Origin of the sequence: Plantactinospora sp. CA-294935 (assembly GCF_050936445.1) — a bacterium.
GTDB lineage: Bacteria > Actinomycetota > Actinomycetes > Mycobacteriales > Micromonosporaceae > Plantactinospora.
The window spans coordinates 1,434,204-1,451,682 of sequence record NZ_JBNJMU010000001.1 but is presented as its reverse complement, the minus strand read 5'-3'; the positions used below and the strand labels follow the sequence as shown (position 1 = coordinate 1,451,682).

15 protein-coding genes are annotated in these 17,479 nt (G+C 72.8%); 9 read left to right on the top strand and 6 right to left on the bottom strand.

What is annotated here, in order from left to right; translation table 11 throughout:
- Positions 1-21: 21 nt before the first annotated feature.
- A complete protein-coding gene (locus ACQEVC_RS06565) occupies positions 22-699 on the bottom strand; it encodes an IclR family transcriptional regulator (RefSeq protein ID WP_432891076.1) in 678 nt (225 codons plus the stop codon).
- Between the two features lie 122 nt (positions 700-821).
- Between ACQEVC_RS06565 and cysS the strand changes: the two genes are divergently transcribed.
- The 9 genes from cysS (at position 822) to ACQEVC_RS06520 (ending at position 12,194) form a co-directional block, all read left to right on the top strand.
- Complete coding sequence (gene cysS / locus ACQEVC_RS06560; RefSeq protein ID WP_432874202.1) at positions 822-2,243, top strand: cysteine--tRNA ligase; 1,422 nt, start codon at positions 822-824, stop codon at positions 2,241-2,243.
- Positions 2,243-3,400, top strand: coding sequence for a 23S rRNA (guanosine(2251)-2'-O)-methyltransferase RlmB (rlmB, locus tag ACQEVC_RS06555; RefSeq protein ID WP_432874200.1), 1,158 nt, complete (start codon positions 2,243-2,245; stop codon positions 3,398-3,400). Before cysS ends, rlmB begins: the two co-directional genes overlap by 1 nt.
- 316 nt (positions 3,401-3,716) lie before the next feature.
- Entirely contained in the window at positions 3,717-6,506 is a 2,790-nt protein-coding gene (locus ACQEVC_RS06550) for an Hsp70 family protein (RefSeq protein WP_432874199.1), read from the top strand.
- Between the two features lie 217 nt (positions 6,507-6,723).
- Positions 6,724-7,806, top strand: coding sequence for a pentapeptide repeat-containing protein (locus tag ACQEVC_RS06545; protein WP_432874197.1), 1,083 nt, complete (start codon positions 6,724-6,726; stop codon positions 7,804-7,806).
- A 186-nt stretch (positions 7,807-7,992) separates the two neighbouring features.
- On the top strand, positions 7,993-9,441 hold the full coding sequence (locus tag ACQEVC_RS06540) for an ATP-binding protein (RefSeq protein ID WP_432874195.1): 1,449 nt from the start codon (positions 7,993-7,995) through the stop codon (positions 9,439-9,441).
- Between the two features lie 29 nt (positions 9,442-9,470).
- Positions 9,471-9,875 (top strand): roadblock/LC7 domain-containing protein, encoded by a 405-nt coding sequence (locus tag ACQEVC_RS06535; protein WP_318396771.1) that lies wholly within the window; start codon positions 9,471-9,473, stop codon positions 9,873-9,875.
- 48 nt (positions 9,876-9,923) lie between these two features.
- Positions 9,924-10,295: a DUF742 domain-containing protein gene (locus tag ACQEVC_RS06530; RefSeq protein ID WP_432874193.1), complete on the top strand. Its 372-nt coding sequence runs from the start codon at positions 9,924-9,926 to the stop codon at positions 10,293-10,295.
- Positions 10,276-10,920: a GTP-binding protein gene (locus ACQEVC_RS06525; RefSeq protein ID WP_432874192.1), complete on the top strand. Its 645-nt coding sequence runs from the start codon at positions 10,276-10,278 to the stop codon at positions 10,918-10,920. Before ACQEVC_RS06530 ends, ACQEVC_RS06525 begins: the two co-directional genes overlap by 20 nt.
- Entirely contained in the window at positions 10,917-12,194 is a 1,278-nt protein-coding gene (locus tag ACQEVC_RS06520; RefSeq protein WP_432874191.1) for a hypothetical protein, read from the top strand. The genes ACQEVC_RS06525 and ACQEVC_RS06520 overlap by 4 nt, the downstream gene beginning before the upstream one ends.
- A gap of 100 nt (positions 12,195-12,294) precedes the next feature.
- Here ACQEVC_RS06520 and ACQEVC_RS06515 read toward each other — a convergent pair whose 3' ends face one another.
- The 5 genes from ACQEVC_RS06515 to ACQEVC_RS06495 all read right to left on the bottom strand — a co-directional run bounded on the left by ACQEVC_RS06515 (position 12,295) and on the right by ACQEVC_RS06495 (position 17,429).
- A complete protein-coding gene (locus ACQEVC_RS06515) occupies positions 12,295-12,945 on the bottom strand; it encodes a hypothetical protein (protein WP_432874189.1) in 651 nt (216 codons plus the stop codon).
- Between the two features lie 25 nt (positions 12,946-12,970).
- Positions 12,971-13,840, bottom strand: coding sequence for a carbohydrate ABC transporter permease (locus ACQEVC_RS06510; protein ID WP_432874187.1), 870 nt, complete (start codon positions 13,838-13,840; stop codon positions 12,971-12,973).
- Positions 13,840-14,823, bottom strand: a complete 984-nt coding sequence (locus tag ACQEVC_RS06505; protein WP_432874185.1) for a carbohydrate ABC transporter permease — start codon at positions 14,821-14,823, stop codon at positions 13,840-13,842. Before ACQEVC_RS06505 ends, ACQEVC_RS06510 begins: the two co-directional genes overlap by 1 nt.
- A gap of 77 nt (positions 14,824-14,900) precedes the next feature.
- A complete protein-coding gene (locus ACQEVC_RS06500) occupies positions 14,901-16,247 on the bottom strand; it encodes an ABC transporter substrate-binding protein (protein ID WP_432874184.1) in 1,347 nt (448 codons plus the stop codon).
- 18 nt (positions 16,248-16,265) lie between these two features.
- A complete protein-coding gene (locus ACQEVC_RS06495; protein WP_318396764.1) occupies positions 16,266-17,429 on the bottom strand; it encodes a LacI family DNA-binding transcriptional regulator in 1,164 nt (387 codons plus the stop codon).
- Positions 17,430-17,479 lie beyond the last annotated feature (50 nt).

The following is a 17,479-nucleotide window of genomic DNA, read 5'->3' as shown; positions in this document are numbered from 1 at the left end:
ACTGGCCGAGATCGATTTCCGCTAGGAGAGGGCGGCGGCGATCTCGGTGGCGGCGGTGCGGACCTGGGCGCCGGTCTTGGTGACGTCGAGCGGGGCCAGGGCGACCACGCCGACGCTGGCCTCCAGCCCGGGCACGCCGAGCACGGGTGCGGCCACGCCGTGCGCGCCGGCCTGGAGTTCGCCGCTGGTCGCGACCGGGTCGGCCCGGCCCTGCCGGCCGGCCAGGATCGCCCGGCCGGCCGCGCCCCGGCCCAGCGGATGCCGGGCCCCGGTCCGGTACGCCACGTGGAACGCCGTCCAGCTCGGCTCCACCACCGCCAGTGCCACCCCCTCGGCACCGTCGACCACGGTCAGGTGCGCGGTCGCCCCGGTCTGCTCGGCCAGCCGGCGCAGCGCCGGCAGTGCCCCGTCGGCGAGCAGCGGCTGGGCCCGCCGGGCCAGGTGCAGCAAGCCCGCCCCGAGCCGCAGCCGGCCACCGGCGTCCCGGCGGACCATCCCGTGTTCGGTGAGCGCGCCGACCAGCCGGTAGACCACCGCCCGGCCGACGCCCAACTGGGCGGCCGCCTCGGTCACGGTCAATCCGCCGGAGGCGTCGGCGACCAGGTGCAGCAGGCGCAGCCCACGGTCCAGGGTCTGCGCCGTCTCGCCGGCCCGGCCAGCGGGCTCCTCCGCTGGGCCGGCCGCTGCGCCGCCCGCCACCCTTGCCACACCAGGCAGCGTACGGCCGGTGCCGGCCGGCACGGGAGCGGGCACGACCGGGGCCGGGCCGGGGGGTGGTCGCGGGGTGAGCCCGGACAGACATCGGTCGGTACCCTTGTACGGTGACGCTACGCCTGTACGACACCGCCGCCCGATCGGTGCGGGACTTCGTCCCCATGCACGCCGGCAGGGTGGGGATCTACCTGTGTGGCCTCACCGTCCAGTCTCCGCCGCACATCGGCCACCTCAGGGGTGGGGTCAACTACGACGTGCTGCGGCGCTGGCTGCTGCGCAGCGGCTTCCAGGTGAACTTCATCCGCAACATCACCGACGTCGACGACAAGATCCTGACCAAGGCGGTCGAGCAGGGCCGCCCGTTCTGGTCGATCGCGTACGCCAACGAGGTGCTGCTCGGCGCGGCGTACCGCAGCCTCAACGTGCTGCCGCCGACGTACGAGCCGAGGGCGACCGGGCACATCCCGGAGATGCACGAGTTGATCAAGAAGCTGCTCGCCGACGGGCACGCCTACGTCGCCGACGACGGTTCCGGCGACGTCTACTTCGACGTCCGGTCCTACCCGGAATACGGTGACCTGTCCGGTCAGCGGCCGGAGGCGACCCAGACCCAGATCGCCGAGGAGGCCGCCGAACGGGGCAAGCGGGACGCCAACGACTTCGCGCTCTGGAAGGGTGTCAAGCCGGAGGAGCCGGCGGACGCGGCCTGGCCGTCGCCGTGGGGGCCGGGCCGGCCCGGCTGGCACATCGAGTGCTCGGCGATGTGCTGGCGCTATCTCGGCGCCGAGTTCGACATCCACGGCGGCGGGCTCGACCTGACCTTTCCGCACCACGAGAACGAGCAGGCCCAGTCCCGCGCCGCCGGCCTGCCCTTCGTCCGGTACTGGGTGCACCACGGCCTGCTCAACCTCGGCGAGGCCAAGATGAGCAAGTCGCTGGGGAACGTGGTCGACCTCGACCACGTCGCCTCGATCGGAATCCGCCCGGTCGAGCTGCGCTACTACCTGGTCGCCCCGCACTACCGGTCCCGGATCGACTACTCGGACGAGTCGCTGCGCGAGTCCGCGGTGGCGTACCGCCGGGTCGAGGGCTTCGTGCGGCGGGCCGTGGAACGGGTCGGCGCGGGTACGCTCGGCGAGCTGCCGGCCGAGTTCGGCGCGGCCCTGGACGACGACCTCAACACCTCGGCCGCGGTCGCGGTGCTGCACGACACGGTCCGGGACGGCCAGATCGCACTGGCCGGCGGGGACGACGCCGGGACCCGGGCGGCGCTCGCCGTGGTCCGGGCGATGCTCGACGTGCTCGGACTCGACCCCCTCGACGCGGCCTGGAGCACGAACGGGCAGGATGGAGAGCTGCGGTCCGTGGTCGACTCGCTGGTGGCGCTGGCCCTGGAGCAGCGGGCACAGGCCCGCAGCCGCAAGGACTGGGCCGCCGCCGACTCGGTGCGGGACCAGCTCAAACACGCGGGCGTGGTGGTCGAGGACACCCCGCACGGGCCGCGTTGGACGATCGGAGAACAGGACTGATGCCCGGAAATTCGGCACGAAGAGGGCGTCGGGTCAGCGCCAAGAAGGGCGCCACCACGGGATCCGGCGGCAAGAACCGGGGTGCGCTCAAGGGCCGGGGCAAGACCCTGCCCGCCGACGAGCGCCCCTGGCACAAGGGATACTCCGGCACCGAGCAGCTCCCGCAGCGCACCGCCTGGAAGCAGGCCAAGGAGCGCCGTGCCGCCGCCGAGGAGGGCCGGGCGCCGAAGGTCGGCGTACCGGGGAGCAAGGACACGACCTGGGGGGCCGGCGGCGCCGGTACGAAGAAGGGCGGCCGCAAGTCGGTCAGCGCCGGACGGGGCGCGGCGACCGCCGGGCGTACGGGTGGCAAGCCGGCTCCGCGTCCGGGCGGTCCCCGGGTCGCGCCGGGTCGCCGCTCCGCGCCCGGACGGGAGGCGGCCGAGCTGCTGGTCGGGCGTAACCCGGTGGTGGAGGCGCTCCGGTCGCAGGTGCCGGCCACCGCGCTCTACGTGGCGCAGGGCATCGACATCGACGACCGGGTGAACGAGGCGGTCCGGACCGCCGCCGATCGGGGCATCGCGATCCTGGAGGTCAGCCGGGCCGAGCTGGACCGGATGACCGGCGGAGTGCTGCACCAGGGCATCGGGGTGCAGGTGCCGCCGTTCGCCTACCAGCCCTACGAGGACATGCTCGCGGTGGCGCTGGAGCAGCCCTCCCCGCTGCTGGTCGCGCTGGACGGCATCACCGACCCACGCAACCTCGGCGCGGTGATCCGCTCGGCGGCGGCCTTCGGCGCGCAGGGCGTCTTCGTACCCGAGCGGCGGGCCGCCGGCATCACCGCGACCGCCTGGCGGACCAGTGCCGGCGCGGCCGCCCGGGTGCCGGTCAGCCAGGTGACCAACCTGACCCGGGCGCTCAAGCTCGCCCAGCAGGAGGGGTTCCTGGTGGTCGGGCTGGATGCCGACGGCGAGACCGACCTCTACGACCTGGAGGCGGCGGTCGGCCCGCTGGTGGTGGTGGTCGGCTCCGAGGGGCGCGGGCTGTCCCGGCTGGTGGGTGCCACCTGTGACCTGCGGGTCAGCATCCCGATGGTCTCCGAGGTCGAGTCGCTCAACGCCAGCGTGGCGGCGGCGGTGGCGCTCGCCGAGGTCTCCCGGCGCCGCCTGGCCGCCTGACCCGCCTGGCTACCTGACCCGCGTGACCGACGTGGCTGCCTGACCCGCCGCCCGGTCGTCCGGCCCGACGTCTCGATAGGGAGCGAGCGGCCGGGACGTCCGTCCGCGCGTGCTGTCGAGCTGCCCCGCCCGTGCGCCCACCGCCCGTCCCGGTGCTGGGCGCCGGATCGGCCCCGGGCGGCCCGGCCCGGGCGGAGGGTGGTCGCATAGGCGCCGGTCGGAACGGAGGGTGGCCGCAGACGTGCCGGTCGGCGGTGGGCGGTGCCCCGTAACATGCAGGGCCGGGCAACCCCTCGCCCTGCGGAGGAGTCGGTTCATGGCAGGTCAGGACGGAGGCTACGGGCTCGGCGTCGACCTCGGGACCTCGCACACCGTGGCGGTGCTGCGCTGGCCCGACGGCCGGACCAGACCGCTGCTCTTCGACGGGCAGCCGATCCTGCCGTCCGGGGTGTTCCTCGACCAGGACGGGCGGGCACACGTCGGGCGGGACGCCCAGCGGCTGGCCCAGGCCGACCCTTCCCGCTACGAGCCGAACCCGAAGCGGCGGGTCGACGAGCCGGCCGTACTCCTCGGAGACCGCGAGATCGCCACGGTCGACCTGCTGGCCGGCGTGCTCGGTGCGGTGGCCGGCGCGGCGGTGGAGGCGGTCGGGTTCCTGCCGCCGGCCGTGCTCAGCTATCCGGCCAGTTGGGGATCCCGCCGCCGGGACACCCTGGCCGCCGCCGTCGCCCGGGCCGGCTGGCCGCCGGTACCGGCCGGCCCGGATGCGGCGACCCGGCCTGCCGGCACGCTGCTGGTGCCCGAGCCGGTCGCCGCCGCCCGCTACTTCGCCGACGTGCTGCGCCGGCCGGTGCCGGTCCGGTCCGCGCTGGCGGTCTTCGACTTCGGCGGCGGCACCCTGGACATCGCGGTGGTGCGCAACGAGGGCACCGACGAGAGCGGCCGGGCCCGGTTCGTGGTGGTCGGCTCGGGCGGCGTCGCCGACCTCGGCGGGCTCGACCTCGACGCGGCGCTGGTCGAGCACCTGGGCGGGGTGATCCGGACCGCGCACGGGCCGATCTGGGAGCAGCTGCGCCAGCCGGTCACGGCCAGCCAGTGGCGCAGTCGCCGGCAGCTCTGGGACGACGTACGCGGAGCCAAGGAGATGCTGTCCCGGGCCGCGACGGCACCGGTTCCGGTGCCCGGCGTCGAGCAGGCGCTGCACCTGACCCGGGACGAGTTGGAGAGCGTGGTCACCCCGCTGCTGCGCCGGGGTGTCTACGAGGCCGCGTCGGTGATCGCCGACTGCCGGCTCGGCACCGATCAGCTCGCCGGGCTGTTCCTGGTCGGCGGCTCCTCCCGGGTCCCGCTGGTGGCCCGGATGCTGCACGCCGAACTCGGCATCGCGCCGACCGTACTCGAACAGCCGGAATTGCCGGTCGCGGAGGGTGCGCTCGCCGAACTCCCGGTCACGACCGTACCGGCGGCCCGGGGCAGTGCCGGGGTGCCGACCGGCCCGGCCGCCGCCGGCAGCGCGGTACCGGGACAGACCCGGGCGTACGAGGTCGGGGCCGCGGCGGTCGCCGCGCCACCCGCCCAGGCGGCTGCCGGCGGCTATCCGCCGGCCGGGGGCAGCTATCCCGGTCAGCCGGGTCAGCCGGTCCCGCCGGGCAGTCCGGCGCCGTTCGGAGCCGGCGGACCGGGCCGTCCGCCCGGACCTGCACGCCCGGCCGGCGGCACCACACCGGCAGGGCTGGCCGGGCTGGTACGCCGCCGGGCGGTCTGGATCGGCGCCGGGGCGCTGGTCGCACTGGTCGGTGTGGTCGTCGCGACCCTGCTCTACCTGACCCGCGACCGCTATCCGGGCATCGACTTCGCCGCGTTCCAGGAGGTCGACCGGATCGCCACCCGCGAGGAGAACTCGTCCGCGCTCTTCACGGCCACCGGCGGCGAGCGGGCGTACGCCGCCTACCAGCGGAACGACCAGCGGCTGGACATCGCGGTGCTCGACGCCGAGTCGGCGCAGGTCGATCGGTGGATCACCACGGAGGCCGGCGCCGAGCGGTGGGACTGGATCACGGCGCTGCCGGACGTGCTGCTGGTCAAGCCGGAGGTCACCAGCACCGGTACCCGGGGCGACATGATCGCCTTCGACCCGGCGAACGGCGCGAAGCTGTGGAGCCGGCAGGTCGGCAGCGACGACAAGCTCTACCTCTTCGACGAGTACGTCGTGGTGCTCGACGAGATCGCCGACGCGCTGATCGGGATCAACGCGCGCAGCGGCCCGGAGTGGACCCTGCCGAACCCGAAGGGCGAGTACAGCAGCGACTCCGTCGTCTATCCGGTGCGGACCGCCGGGGAGGTGGGCGGGGCGGCCGACCCGACCGGGGACGCGCCACCGCGCAACCGTGGCGACGAGCCGCGACTCGTGCAGATCGGTGTGGACGACTCGATCCGGGTCGTCGACGTGACGAACGGCAGGGTGCTGAAGTCCCGGGCCGACGCCGCCGACACCGACGACGAGGTGCTGGCGTACGAGGGCCAACTCTTCGTCGCGCCGAAGACCGACGGCTACGGCCTGGCCCGGTACGACCTGGCGACCCTGGCCACGCCGACCAGCATCTACAACGCGGTGGACAAGAGCCGCCGACCGACCGCTCTGGAGCCCTGCGGGGACAAGCAGGTCTGCCTGCTGGAGATCGCCGGCTCGGACGCCGAGACCACCGAGCTGGTGGCGGTCCGGACCGACCGGGGCGCCGGCCAGCCCGCCGCCTGGCGAAAGAAGGTGCCGCAGGCGCAGAGCCTGCTGCCGGTCGGCGAGCATGCCCTGGTCCGGCTCGGTTCCACCAATTCGGCGGCGAAACTCTTCTCCGGCGACGGCGACGAGAAGCTGAGCCGGGACGGGTTCGCGGTCCGGGTCGACGGCGGCAACCTGCTGGTCTTCGACGAGCAACCGGGCACGTACAGCCAGGACGCCAGCGTCGCCGGGGTGGTCGCCGAGTCCGGAGAGCTGACCGAGCTCGGCCAGCTCAAGCAGGTCATCGGGACCTCCTGCTCCTGGAACACTTCCGTCGTCGTCTGCGGCGCCCGCTCCGAGTTCGTCGTCGTCCGCTTCACCGCCGGATAGCCCGGAGTGGGCCGCCGGACGAGGCGTGGCGCTGTGCAGCACGGGGACCGGCTCGTCGGCCGGCAGCCGTCGGGTAGGACGTGATCGCGGGTCCGGGAAGCCACGCTCAGTGCCGGTCGGCGATCGCCCGCGCCGCACGGCCGTCGGGTAGGACGTGATCGCGGGTCCGGGAAACCGCCGGGTAGCCCGGGCGAGCGTCGGCGGGCAAACTACGTTCATGAATATCCAGCCCGGCCGGCGGCGGCCGGTCCTGCTCCTCGGCGTACCCGCGCTGGTGCTCAGCGCCGTGGCCACGCTGCTGGCCGGTGCGGCACTACGTACGGCCGCCCGCGCGGCGGACTCCGGGTCCGACCCGGTCACCGCGCGGTTCACCGCCGCCGTCGAGCTGCTGGCCGCCCCCTCCGAGGTGGTACGGGCCGGCGGCGTGCACGCACTGGAGGGCGTACTCCGGGACGCGCCGGCCGAGCAGCCCACCGTCACCGCGGTGCTCGCCACCTTCGTCCGTCGACAGTCGCAGGCCGACGCGGGGAGGACTGCCGGCGGGTCGGCCCGGCGGCAGGCCGATCCCGGCCGGCGGCCCGAGGTGGACGTACAGGCGGCGTTGACCGTGCTCGGCCGCCGGGACCCTGACCGGGACCTCCCGGGTGACCGGCTGGACCTGACCGGGGCGGTGCTGACCGGGGCGTCGCTGGCGCAGGCGCGGTTGACCGGGGCACTCCTGACCGGTGCCCGGCTCGACGGGGCCGATCTGACCGGTGCCCGGCTCGACCGTGCCGACCTCACCGACGCCGACCTGCGCGGTGCCGTACTCGACCGGTCCAGCCTGCGGGAAGCCCGGCTGCGCGGGGCGGATCTGACCGAGGCGCGGATCAACCTGGCGATGCTCGACCGGGCTACGCTGGCCGGTGCCCTGCTGGTCCGGGCCGCGCTGGACGGCACCGGGCTGACCGGTGCGACGCTCGTCGGCGCGGACCTGCGCGGCGCCCGGCTCGACGCCACCAACCTGGCCGCCGCCGACCTGACGGAGGCGAACCTCAGCGACGCGTACCTCGGCTACGTGACCGCGCCCGGAGCGGAGCTTGTCCGGACCAGACTGGTCGGTGCCAACCTGGTCGACATAGACCTGACCGACGCCCGACTGATCGGGGCGAACCTTAACCGCGCCCTGCTGCACGGCGCCACCATGGTCGCCACCGAGGTCACCGCGGAGCAGATCAGTTGTGCCGTGCTGAGCGACCGGACCCGGCTGCCGGCCGAGATGACCCGTCCCGGACCGCCGGCCCCGAGCTGCGCGGACTGACCCTTTCCAACCGTACGGCCGGTGCTTCCGGTGAGCGACAACTGTCCAGTCAGGGGGGCGGTGATCGCGATCCGATCGGGTACGATCCTCATCCACCACGTGCCTGAACTGCGGTTTGGGGCTCCGTCCTGCCCGATCTTCCGCTCGAAGGTGAACATGACACCTCTTGGACCGTCAGGTCGTCCGTTGTCCGAGGGCCGCTCGGTGTGGTCGGCCACCTTCCTCCTCACCGCCCTGGCGGGTACGGCGGCCGTGGTCGCCGCCGTGCTCGGCACCGACCCGCCGGGGTTGGTGGTCATCGCGCTCGCGGCGGTGGCCGCCGGGCTGGCGCTGGCGCTGCTGGCGGTACTCCGGCGCCGGCAGCGGGCCGCCCGGGCGGCGCTCGACGAGCGCGAGCGGGAGTTCGAGCGGCAGGTGCGCAGCTACCAGCAGCAGTTGGCGGAGCGCGAGACGCAGTGGCGGGAACGGGCCGAGGCCCGGTCGGCGGCGGTGGACAACGCCCTCGACCACCTGCTCCGGGTCCGGCTCCCGGCGGTACTGGCCGGGGCGCCGGTGCCGTCCGCCCGGCCCGATCCGATGCTGGGCGACCGGACGACCGGCCTGATCGACGGAATCCTCGCCGAGGCGACCAGCGCGCTGAAGCGGTCGGACGAGCGCGAGGAGTCGTTGCGGCTGGCGGTGGTGGCGCTGTCCCGCCGGGTACAGACGGCGGCGCACTCCATCCAGGAGCAGGTCTCGCTGATGGCCGAACGGCACCAGCACGACCCGGACGTGGTGGAGTCCAGCATGCGGGTCGACCACGCCGCCGCGCAGCAGGCCCGGCACGCGCAGAGCCTCGCCGTGCTCTGTGGAGAGTGGCCGGGGCAGCAGTGGCAGGAGCCGCTGGCCATGGTGGACGTGGTACGCGCCGCCTCGGCCCGGATCCTGGCGTACCAGCGGGTCGAGGTCTCCGGCGACCAGGACGTGGCGGTCGCCGCCGAGGTGGTGGAGCCGGTCATCCACCTGGTGGCGGAGCTGCTGGCCAACGCGACCCAGTCGTCGCCGCCGGCCACCAGCGTCCCGGTGACGGTGCGGCGGGTGCAGCGCGGTGCGGTCATCGAGATCGACGACGGCGGCATCGGAATGGACGACCACCGGCTGGCGCAGGCCCGGGAGACGGTCTCCGGGCGCCGCCCGGTCGGGCTGGGCGAGCTGGGCGAGATCCCGCAGACCGGGCTCGCCGTCGTCGGCCACTACGTGCGCCGGCACGGTTTCCGGGCGGATCTGAGCGAGTCCCCGTACGGTGGGCTGCGGGCCGTGGTGCTGATCCCGTCGAAGGTCGTGGAGACGGTGGACCCGCCGGAGGCGGTGGTGATGCGCCCGCCGGCCCCGGTGCTGACAGAGCCGCCGGCCGTGCGGCCGGAGCCGGAGCCGGGGCCGAGGCCGGTCGAGGTGGAACCCGCCGATCCGGAGGCCGGCCCGACGCTGCCCCGCCGGCGGTCCCGCCGGGGTGAGACCACCCCGGCCGCCCCCGAGCCGGCGGCACCGGCGACGGCCTCCGCGGAGCCGACGCCGGAGCAGGCCGGCTCCTGGATGGGCGCCTTCATCTCCGGCGGCCGGACCGGTGCGCAGGCGGACCCGGAAGGCTCTCGCTGACCGCCGACAACCACGAAGGATGACGAACGATGAGCGCGAAGCAAGACCAGAACTGGATGCTGGCCGAGGTGGTCTCGGTGCCGTACGTCCGGCACGCCGTGGTGCTCTCCGCCGACGGACTGGCGATGGTCCGGTCCGAGCACACCGAGCAGGACGTCGCCGACCGGCTCGCCGCCGCCTGTTCCGGGTTGCAGTCGCTCGGCCGGAGCGTGGGCCGGGAGTTCGGGTCCGGCGGACGGTCCCTCCGTTCGCTGATGATCGACTTCGACGGCGGATACCTGTTCGTCCGGCGGGCCGGGGACGGCTCGCACCTGGCGGTGGTGACCGAACCGGCCGTCGATCCGGCACTCATCGCGCACCAGATGCAGTCTCAGGTCAACAAGATCGGTGAACGCAACCTCGCCACCACGGCCCGGCACGGTGCCGGGGCATGACCGGGGGCGGCGGGGTCAGGACATGACAGACCGGACCAGGGAGCGTGGATGACCCCTCCTGACGACCGGAGCCGCGAATACCGCGACTCGGCGCTGCGGCCGTACGTGCTCACGAAGGGGCGGGCCCGCCCGTCGCGCAACACGATCAGCGTCGACACGCTGCTGATCGCGACCGATCCGGCGCCCTCGCTGCCGATCTCGGCCGGTCGTCAGGAACGTGCCCTGCTGGCGATGTGCCGGGGGCTGCTCTCCCTGGTCGAGGTCGCCGCCCGGCTGGAGTTGCCGGTGAGCGTCGTACGCGTACTCGCGAGCGACCTGGTCGACTCCGGCCACCTGACCGCGCGGGCCGGAAGCCCCCGCGCCGCGCAGCTTCCCCGGGAACTACTCCAAGAGGTGCTGAATGGTCTCCGCGCGCTCTGACGGCTACCTGCCCGGGACCGTGACCAAGTCGGTGAAGATCCTGGTGGTCGGCAGCTTCGGGGTCGGCAAGACCACCCTGATCGGCTCGGTCAGCGAGATCACCCCGCTGCGCACCGAGGAGATCGTCACCCAGGTCAGCGAGGGGGTCGACGACCTGGCCGGGGTGGGCGACAAGCGCACCACCACCGTGGCGATGGACTTCGGCCGGATCACCCTCAACCAGAGCCTGGCGCTGTACCTGTTCGGCACCCCCGGGCAGCGGCGCTTCTGGGACCTGTGGGAGGGGCTCGCCGAGGGCGCCGCCGGGGTACTGGTGCTGGTCGACACCCGGCCCGGGCGGCTGGAGGCCAGCTTCGAGGTCTTCGACCAGTTGGAGATCGGCCCCGAGTTGCCGTTCGTGGTGGCGGTCAACCACTTCCCGGACACGGTGCCGCACTCCGCCGACGAGCTGCGTACCGCTCTGGACCTGCTGCCGGGGACGCCGATCCTGGACTGCGACGCCCGGGACCGGGCCTCCGCGCTGGCCGCGTTGACGAGCCTGGTCCAGCACGCCCTCGACGTCACGGCCACCGCGCCGGACGACGCCACTCCGAAGATCCCCGTCTCCCAGGAAATGGTCCCGTGACAACCTCCCCCGCGATCGAGAGCCCCGCCGGTGTCCGCAAGCCGCTGGCCGAGCTGACCGGACTGGTGCCGCTGGTCGCCACCACCGCCTGCCCCGACCCGCAGCACGTCTTCGCACGGCTGCGGGCCGAGCACGGCCCGGTCGCCCCGGTCGAGCTGGAGCCGGGCGTGCACGCCTGGCTGGTCATGGGCTACCAGGAGATCCTCACGGTCACCCGGCAGGAGCAGGTCTACTCCTGCGACCCGGACGACTGGTCGGCCCACCACGACGGCAGCCTGCCGGCGGACTCGCTGCTGCGCCCGATGATGTCGCCCTACGACAACGCCTTCTTCGTCAACGGGGAGCGGCACCGCCGGCTGCGTGCCCCGATCGCCGGTGGGATGGCCGAGATCGACCAGCGCGCGATGCGCCGGGCGGTCGCGGCGCTCTGCGCCGACGTGATCGGTTCGTTCGCCGGCCGGGGCGAGGCGGACCTGGTCGCCGACTACGCGGCGATCGTCCCGGTGCTGGCCGTCGCGGACCGGTTCGGGCTGGACGCCGTGCAGAGCCACGAACTCCAGGCCGGCCTGGCCGCGATGTTCGCCTGGGGCGCGGACGCGCTGGCCGCCCGGGAGAAGGTCATGAAGATCCTCGCCGACGTCGTCGCGGCCCGCCGGGCGGCTCCGTTGGGCGACCTGACCAGCTATCTGGCCGGGCACCCGAACCTGCGCGGTGACGCCGAGGTCTACGACACCATGGTGCTGCTGCTGGTGGCGGCGAACGAGAACACCATGAGCTGCATCGCCCAGACGCTGCGGCTGATGCTCACCGACGAGCGGTTCGCCGGACGGCTCCGGGGCGGCCGGCTCGGCGTGGACGACGCGATCGACGAGGTGCTGTGGCGGGACCCGCCGATGACGAACGCGCCGGCCCGGTACGCGCTGCGGGACACCGAACTCGCCGGGCAACCTGTCCGGCGCGGCGACGCGATGATCCTCGGGTTCACCGCCGCGAACGCCGACCCACGGATCCACCCCAGTGGTGAGCCGTGGCGGGAGGTCGGCAACCGGGCACACCTCTCCTGGGGCGCCGGCCCGCACGCCTGCCCGGCGCAGATCCCGGCCCGGCTGATCGTGCGTACCGCCGTCGAGACCGCACTGCACCTGCTCCCCGGAGTACGGCTGGTGGTCCCGGCCGAGGAGTTGCAGGCGGTCCCCTCACCGTGGGGGCGTACCCCGAGGGCGATTCCGGTGCGGTTCACGCCGGTCCGGCACACCGCCGACGGGGAGTCCTGACCGGTCGTCCCGGGCGCGGGCCGTACGGCGTGAACTTGTGGCGCCCGGCCGCCGGCCGTGTGGCGTTGCGGACCGGGTTGACGCCCGGGCCGGGAGCCGGCTATCCGGCGTCCTCCGGGGACGGCGGGGCGCCGGCCAGCCGACGGGTGGTGGCGTGCAGCCCGAAGAGGGTGTAGCCGACCAGGATCGGGGTCAGCGGCGGCAGGATCAGCACGCAGAGCAGGGTGGCCAGCGCGACCGTGCCGGCCGTGCCGAGCAGGGTCACCGGGCGGTCCCGCACGGTCTGCGCCGCCGCACGGAGCGCGTCCCGCCAGCCCTGGCCGCCCCGCTGGCCGAGGCGCACCACGGTCAGCCCGGCGAAGCCGCCGGCCGCCACCGCCAGCGCGGCGGTCACCACGACCAGCACCGCGCCGCCCGGTACGACGCCCCGGGTCAGCGCCAGCAGGTTCACCGCGAGTACGGCGGCGGCGATCCCGCCGAGCAGGGTGGGCAGGATGCCGGGCAGTACCGCGCGGCGGAAGTCCCGCAGCACCGGCCGTACCCCGGGCCAGCTCCCCGTCTCGATCCAGGAGTGCAGTGCGGCGCTGCCGGTGGCGACCGCAGCACCGGCGGTGACTACCGGCAGCGCCGCGACGGTGATGACGATGCCGAGCAGCGCCAGGTCGGTGGCGTTGCGCAGGGTGTCCCGCCAGTCCGGTCGGGTGTCGGCGGCGGGCTGCTCCGGCCAGTTCGGAGCGGGTGGCTCGGTCATCCTCCGAGTCTGCATCCCCGACGCCTCATCCCTTGAGTCCGCTGGTGTTGATGCCCTGTACCAGCATGCGCTGGAAGGCCAGGAAGAAGACGAAGACCGGCAGCAGCGACAGTACCGACATCGCGAACATGGGACCGAGGGACGTCTGGCCGCTGGAGTCGATGAACAGCCGCAACCCGATCGGCACGGTGTAACTGGTCGGGCTCGGCAGGTAGACGAGCTGGGTGAAGAAGTCGTTCCAGGTCCAGATGAAGGAGAAGATCGCCGTGGTGACCAGCGCCGGCCGGCTCAGCGGTAGCATCACGTGCCGGAACACCCCGTACGGCGAACAGCCGTCGATCTTGGCGGCGTCGTCCAGCTCGCGCGGGATGCCGCGCATGAACTGCACCATCAGGAAGACGAAGAACGCCTCGGTGGCGAGTAGCTTCGGCACGATCAGCGGCAGCGGGGTGTCGATCCAGCCGAAGTAGTTGAACATCACGTACTGCGGCACGATCAGCACGTGGCTGGGGAGCAGCAGGGTCCCGATCATGACGGTGAACCAGAGCTTCCGCAGCCGGAATCGCAACCGGGCGAAGGCGTACGCGGCCACCAGGCAGGAGACCGCGTTGGCGACCACGGTGGCCAGGGCGATCACCGTACTGTTGAGGAAGAACCGGCCGAAGCTGAGGTCTCTGATGTAGTTCCAGCCGTCCGGATAGTTGGCCCAGGTCACCTCCTGCGGGATGACGGAGAGGTTACTGACCACCTCGGTCGGTGACTTCAGCGACGAGCCGACCATCCACAGCAGCGGATAGAGCACGAAGGCGAGCACCCCGACGAGCGCAAGGACCCGGACGACGCCGCGCGAGCGGCGGCCGGTGGCCGGGGTTGCCCGGACTGCCTGGACTGCCATCAGTCGTCTCCGTCGGAGTAGTGCACCCAGAACCGGCCGGTGCTGAAGAAGATCACGGTGATCACCGCGATAGCCAGCAGAAAGACCCAGGAGAGCGCCGACGCGTAACCCATCCGGAACTCTCCGAAGCCCTGGTCGTAGATGTGCAGGGTGTAGAGCAGGGTGGAGTAGACCGGTCCGCCGGTGCCGTTGCTGATCACGTATGCCGAGGTGAAGCCCTGGAATCCGTTGATGGTCTCCAGCACCAGGTTGAAGAAGATGACCGGGGAGAGCATCGGCAGAGTGACGTTCCAGAACTGGCGGGCCCGGCCGGCGCCGTCGACCGACGCGGCCTCGTAGAGTTCGGTCGGTACCTGCTTCAGCCCGGCGAGGAAGATCACCATCGGGGCGCCGAACTGCCAGATGGCCAGGACCATCAGTGTCTCGAGCGCCCAGGTCGGGTCGTTCACCCAGGCCTCGCCCTGGATTCCGAAGAGTCCCAGGAAGCTGTTGAACGCGCCGTCGCCGCCGAACATGGCCCGCCAGACCAGAGCCAGCGCGACGCTTCCGCCCAGCAGCGAGGGCAGGTAGAACAGGCTGCGGAACAGGCCGACGCCACGCCGCTCGCGGTTGAGCAGCAGCGCGACGCCCAGGGCGGCGGCGAGCTTGAGCGGCACGGCTATCAGGGCGTACGTCAGGGTGACCGTCACCGCGTGCCAGAACGCGGGGTCCTCGCCGAACATCCGCCGGTAGTTGTCCAGCCCGACCCACTCGACGAGTTCCCAACTGGAGAGCACGTCGTAGTTGGTGAAGCTCAGATAGAGCGAGAACAGCATGGGGAAGGCGGTGATCGCCATCAGGCCGATCAGCCACGGGGAAAGGAAGACGTAGCCGGCGACCCCTTCGGCGCGGTGTCGCCGCCGACTGGCCCGCGTCCGCCGGCCCGGCGTACCGGCCGGCGCCGCGTCGTCGGGACGCGGCTTGGTCGCCGTGGATAGAGCCACGGGTTGGTTCTCCTCTCGAACGACGCTCCGGCCGGGGTGGGGAACCGTTGCCCGGCTCCCCACCCCTGGTCGGGCGGTCAGCCGGCGAGCGCCGTTTGGGCCTCGGCGAAGAACTGCTTCGCGGCGTCTTCGGGGGTGGCGCGACCGTAGGTCACGCTCTCCGCGATGTCACGCAGCTTGTTGCGCAGCCCGCTGTGTCCCTTCGGCGGCGGCGTGGGCGCCGGGCCGAACTTGGGAGCCAGGCCGTTCTCGAAGGCCACGGTCGCCTTCATCGCCGGATCGGTCAGGGTCGCCTCGATGGCCGTACGGGTGTCCATGTTCGACGGAAGGCCCCGGTCGACGCCGAAGATCTTTGCCACCTCCGGGTCGTTGACCAGGAAGTTGATCAGGTCGGCCACCACCTCCGGGTGCTCGGTGCTGCGCGACCCCGCCCAGTACAGCGAGGCGCGCGCCCACTGACCCTTCGGGTCGCCGGGGTAGGCGACCATGCCCAGCTCGTTCTTGGTGGCCTTCTGCAACTCGCCGAGCTGGTTCGACCACATGAAGGAGGTGGCGGCCTTGCCCGTCACCACGAGCTGGGTGGCGACGCTGCCGTTGACCGCCTCGTGGACGACGTCGGCCGGCGGGGTCGCGTTCTTGGCCCGGGCACCCTGCCAGAGCCGGAACCAGGAGGCGAGGTCGGCCTCGGTGAACGCGAGCTTGTTGCCGTCGTAGAACTCCTTGCCCTGGGCCCGCAGCCACAGCCACAGCGCCTTGTAGTCGGAGCTGGTGTCCATGGTGCCCCAGTACTTGCCACCGCCCTTGGTGGTTACCTGGGCGGCCCAGTCGAAGAGCTGCTCGTAGCTCCAGCCCTCCTGGGGTTCGCTGACGCCGAGTTCCTTGATCTTGGTCTTGTCGTAGATCATGGCCGGCGTGTTCTCGCCGGTCGCGACCGCCACCTGCTTGCCGTCGAGCTGGCCGTACTTGGTCAGCCCTTCGGCGTGCTTGCTGAGGTCGATCTTGTTGTTCTTGACGTACGGCGTCAGGTCGAGGGTGACGTTGCGGCTCGCGTACTCCGCCAGGCCGTTGTCGTCGATCTGGAAGACGTCCGGGGCGTTACCACCGGCGGAGATGGTGGCGAGCTTGTCGTAGTAGCCGTCGAAGGCCTGCCAGACGGGGTTGATGGTGACGTTCGGGTTCTTCTGCTTGTAGAGGTCGAGTGCCTTCTGGGTCATCTCGGCCCGGGCCTCGCCGCCCCACCAGAAGAACTCGATGCTGACCGGGCCGCCCGGCTCCTGCTCGTCGTCGCCGCAGGCGGCGGCGCCGAGGACGAGGGGCAGAGCGACCATCGCGGCCGTGAAGCGGCGGAGCAGGTCTCGACGGTGCAGGGTACGGTGGCTGGGCGCGGCGGGCGCGTTTGCCGTCGGGGGTGTGGCGGGGTGCATTTCGCTCACTCCTTGGCGTTAGGAGGCGACACTTTCGGGGGTGGCCGCGGTCGCGCCGCCCGGGGCCGGATGGCCGTGCGGGCCCGGGCGAGCAGGAGATGCCGCGCCCGGGCGGTCGGCTGCTGCCGCCGTTCCGGGCCGGTCGGCCGAAGCCGCCGGACCGACGCCCGTCGAGTCGCGGATGACCAACTCGGTCTGCAGGCTTACCTGTGCGGTGGTGCGACGGTCGTCGGCGGTGCTGGTCCGTCCGCCGCCGCGCCCGGCGCGTGCGGAGGAGGAACCGTCGTGTTGCAGGAGCATGTCGACGGCCGTCCGGCCGGCGGCCGCGGTTGGCGTGGCCACCGTCGTCAATTTGGGCCGGGTGAGCCGGCTCAGCGCGATGTCGTCGATGCCGACGACGCTGATGTCCTGCGGCACCCGTAGCCCGAGCGAGTCCAGCCCTTCCATCAGGCCGATCGCCATCAGGTCGTTGTAGGCGAGCACGGCGGTGGCACCGGTCCGGCGGACCTGTTCGGCCATGGCGATGCCGCCGCCCTCGGTGGGCGGGTTGGGGCCGAGCACGGTCAGCGAGGCGTCCGCGGCCCGGGCGGCGGCGGTGGCCGCCCGGCGGATCTCCCGGTTGGTCCACGAGCCGCGCGGCCCGCCGAGCAGGGCCAGCTCGCGGTGCCCGAGCCCGGTCAGGTGTTCGACGGCGAGCCGGGCGCCCTGGCCGACGTCCATCACCACGGCTGGTAGGCCGGTGACCTGTCGGTTGATCACGACCAGCGGCACCTCGCGGCTGAGCTGCTCGATCAGGCTGTTGCTCATCCGTGGGCTGCACAGCAGTACGCCGTCGACCTGCTTGGCCAGGGCGTGCACCAGGTCTTCCTCGGCCGCCGGGTCCTCGTTGGTGTCGGCGATGAAGATGTGGTAATCGCGCTGCCGGGCCTGGCTCTCCGCCGCCTTGATCAGCGGCGGGAAGAACGGGTTGGCGATGTCGGCGATGATCAGGCCGATGTTGTGGGTGCGCCCGGTGATCAGTGCCCGGGCGGCCCGGTTGGGCCGGTAGCCGAGATGCTCGGCGCAGGCCAGCACCCGGTTCCGGGTCTCCGGGTTGACCAGGTGCGGGGCCGAGAACGTCCGCGAGACGGTGGAGATGTGCACCCCGGAGGCCCGCGCGACGTCTCGAATGGTGGCTGGCACGCGAGTCCTCTCTGTGGCTGCCGGTGTGTCTGCCGTCACTTGGTTGGCCA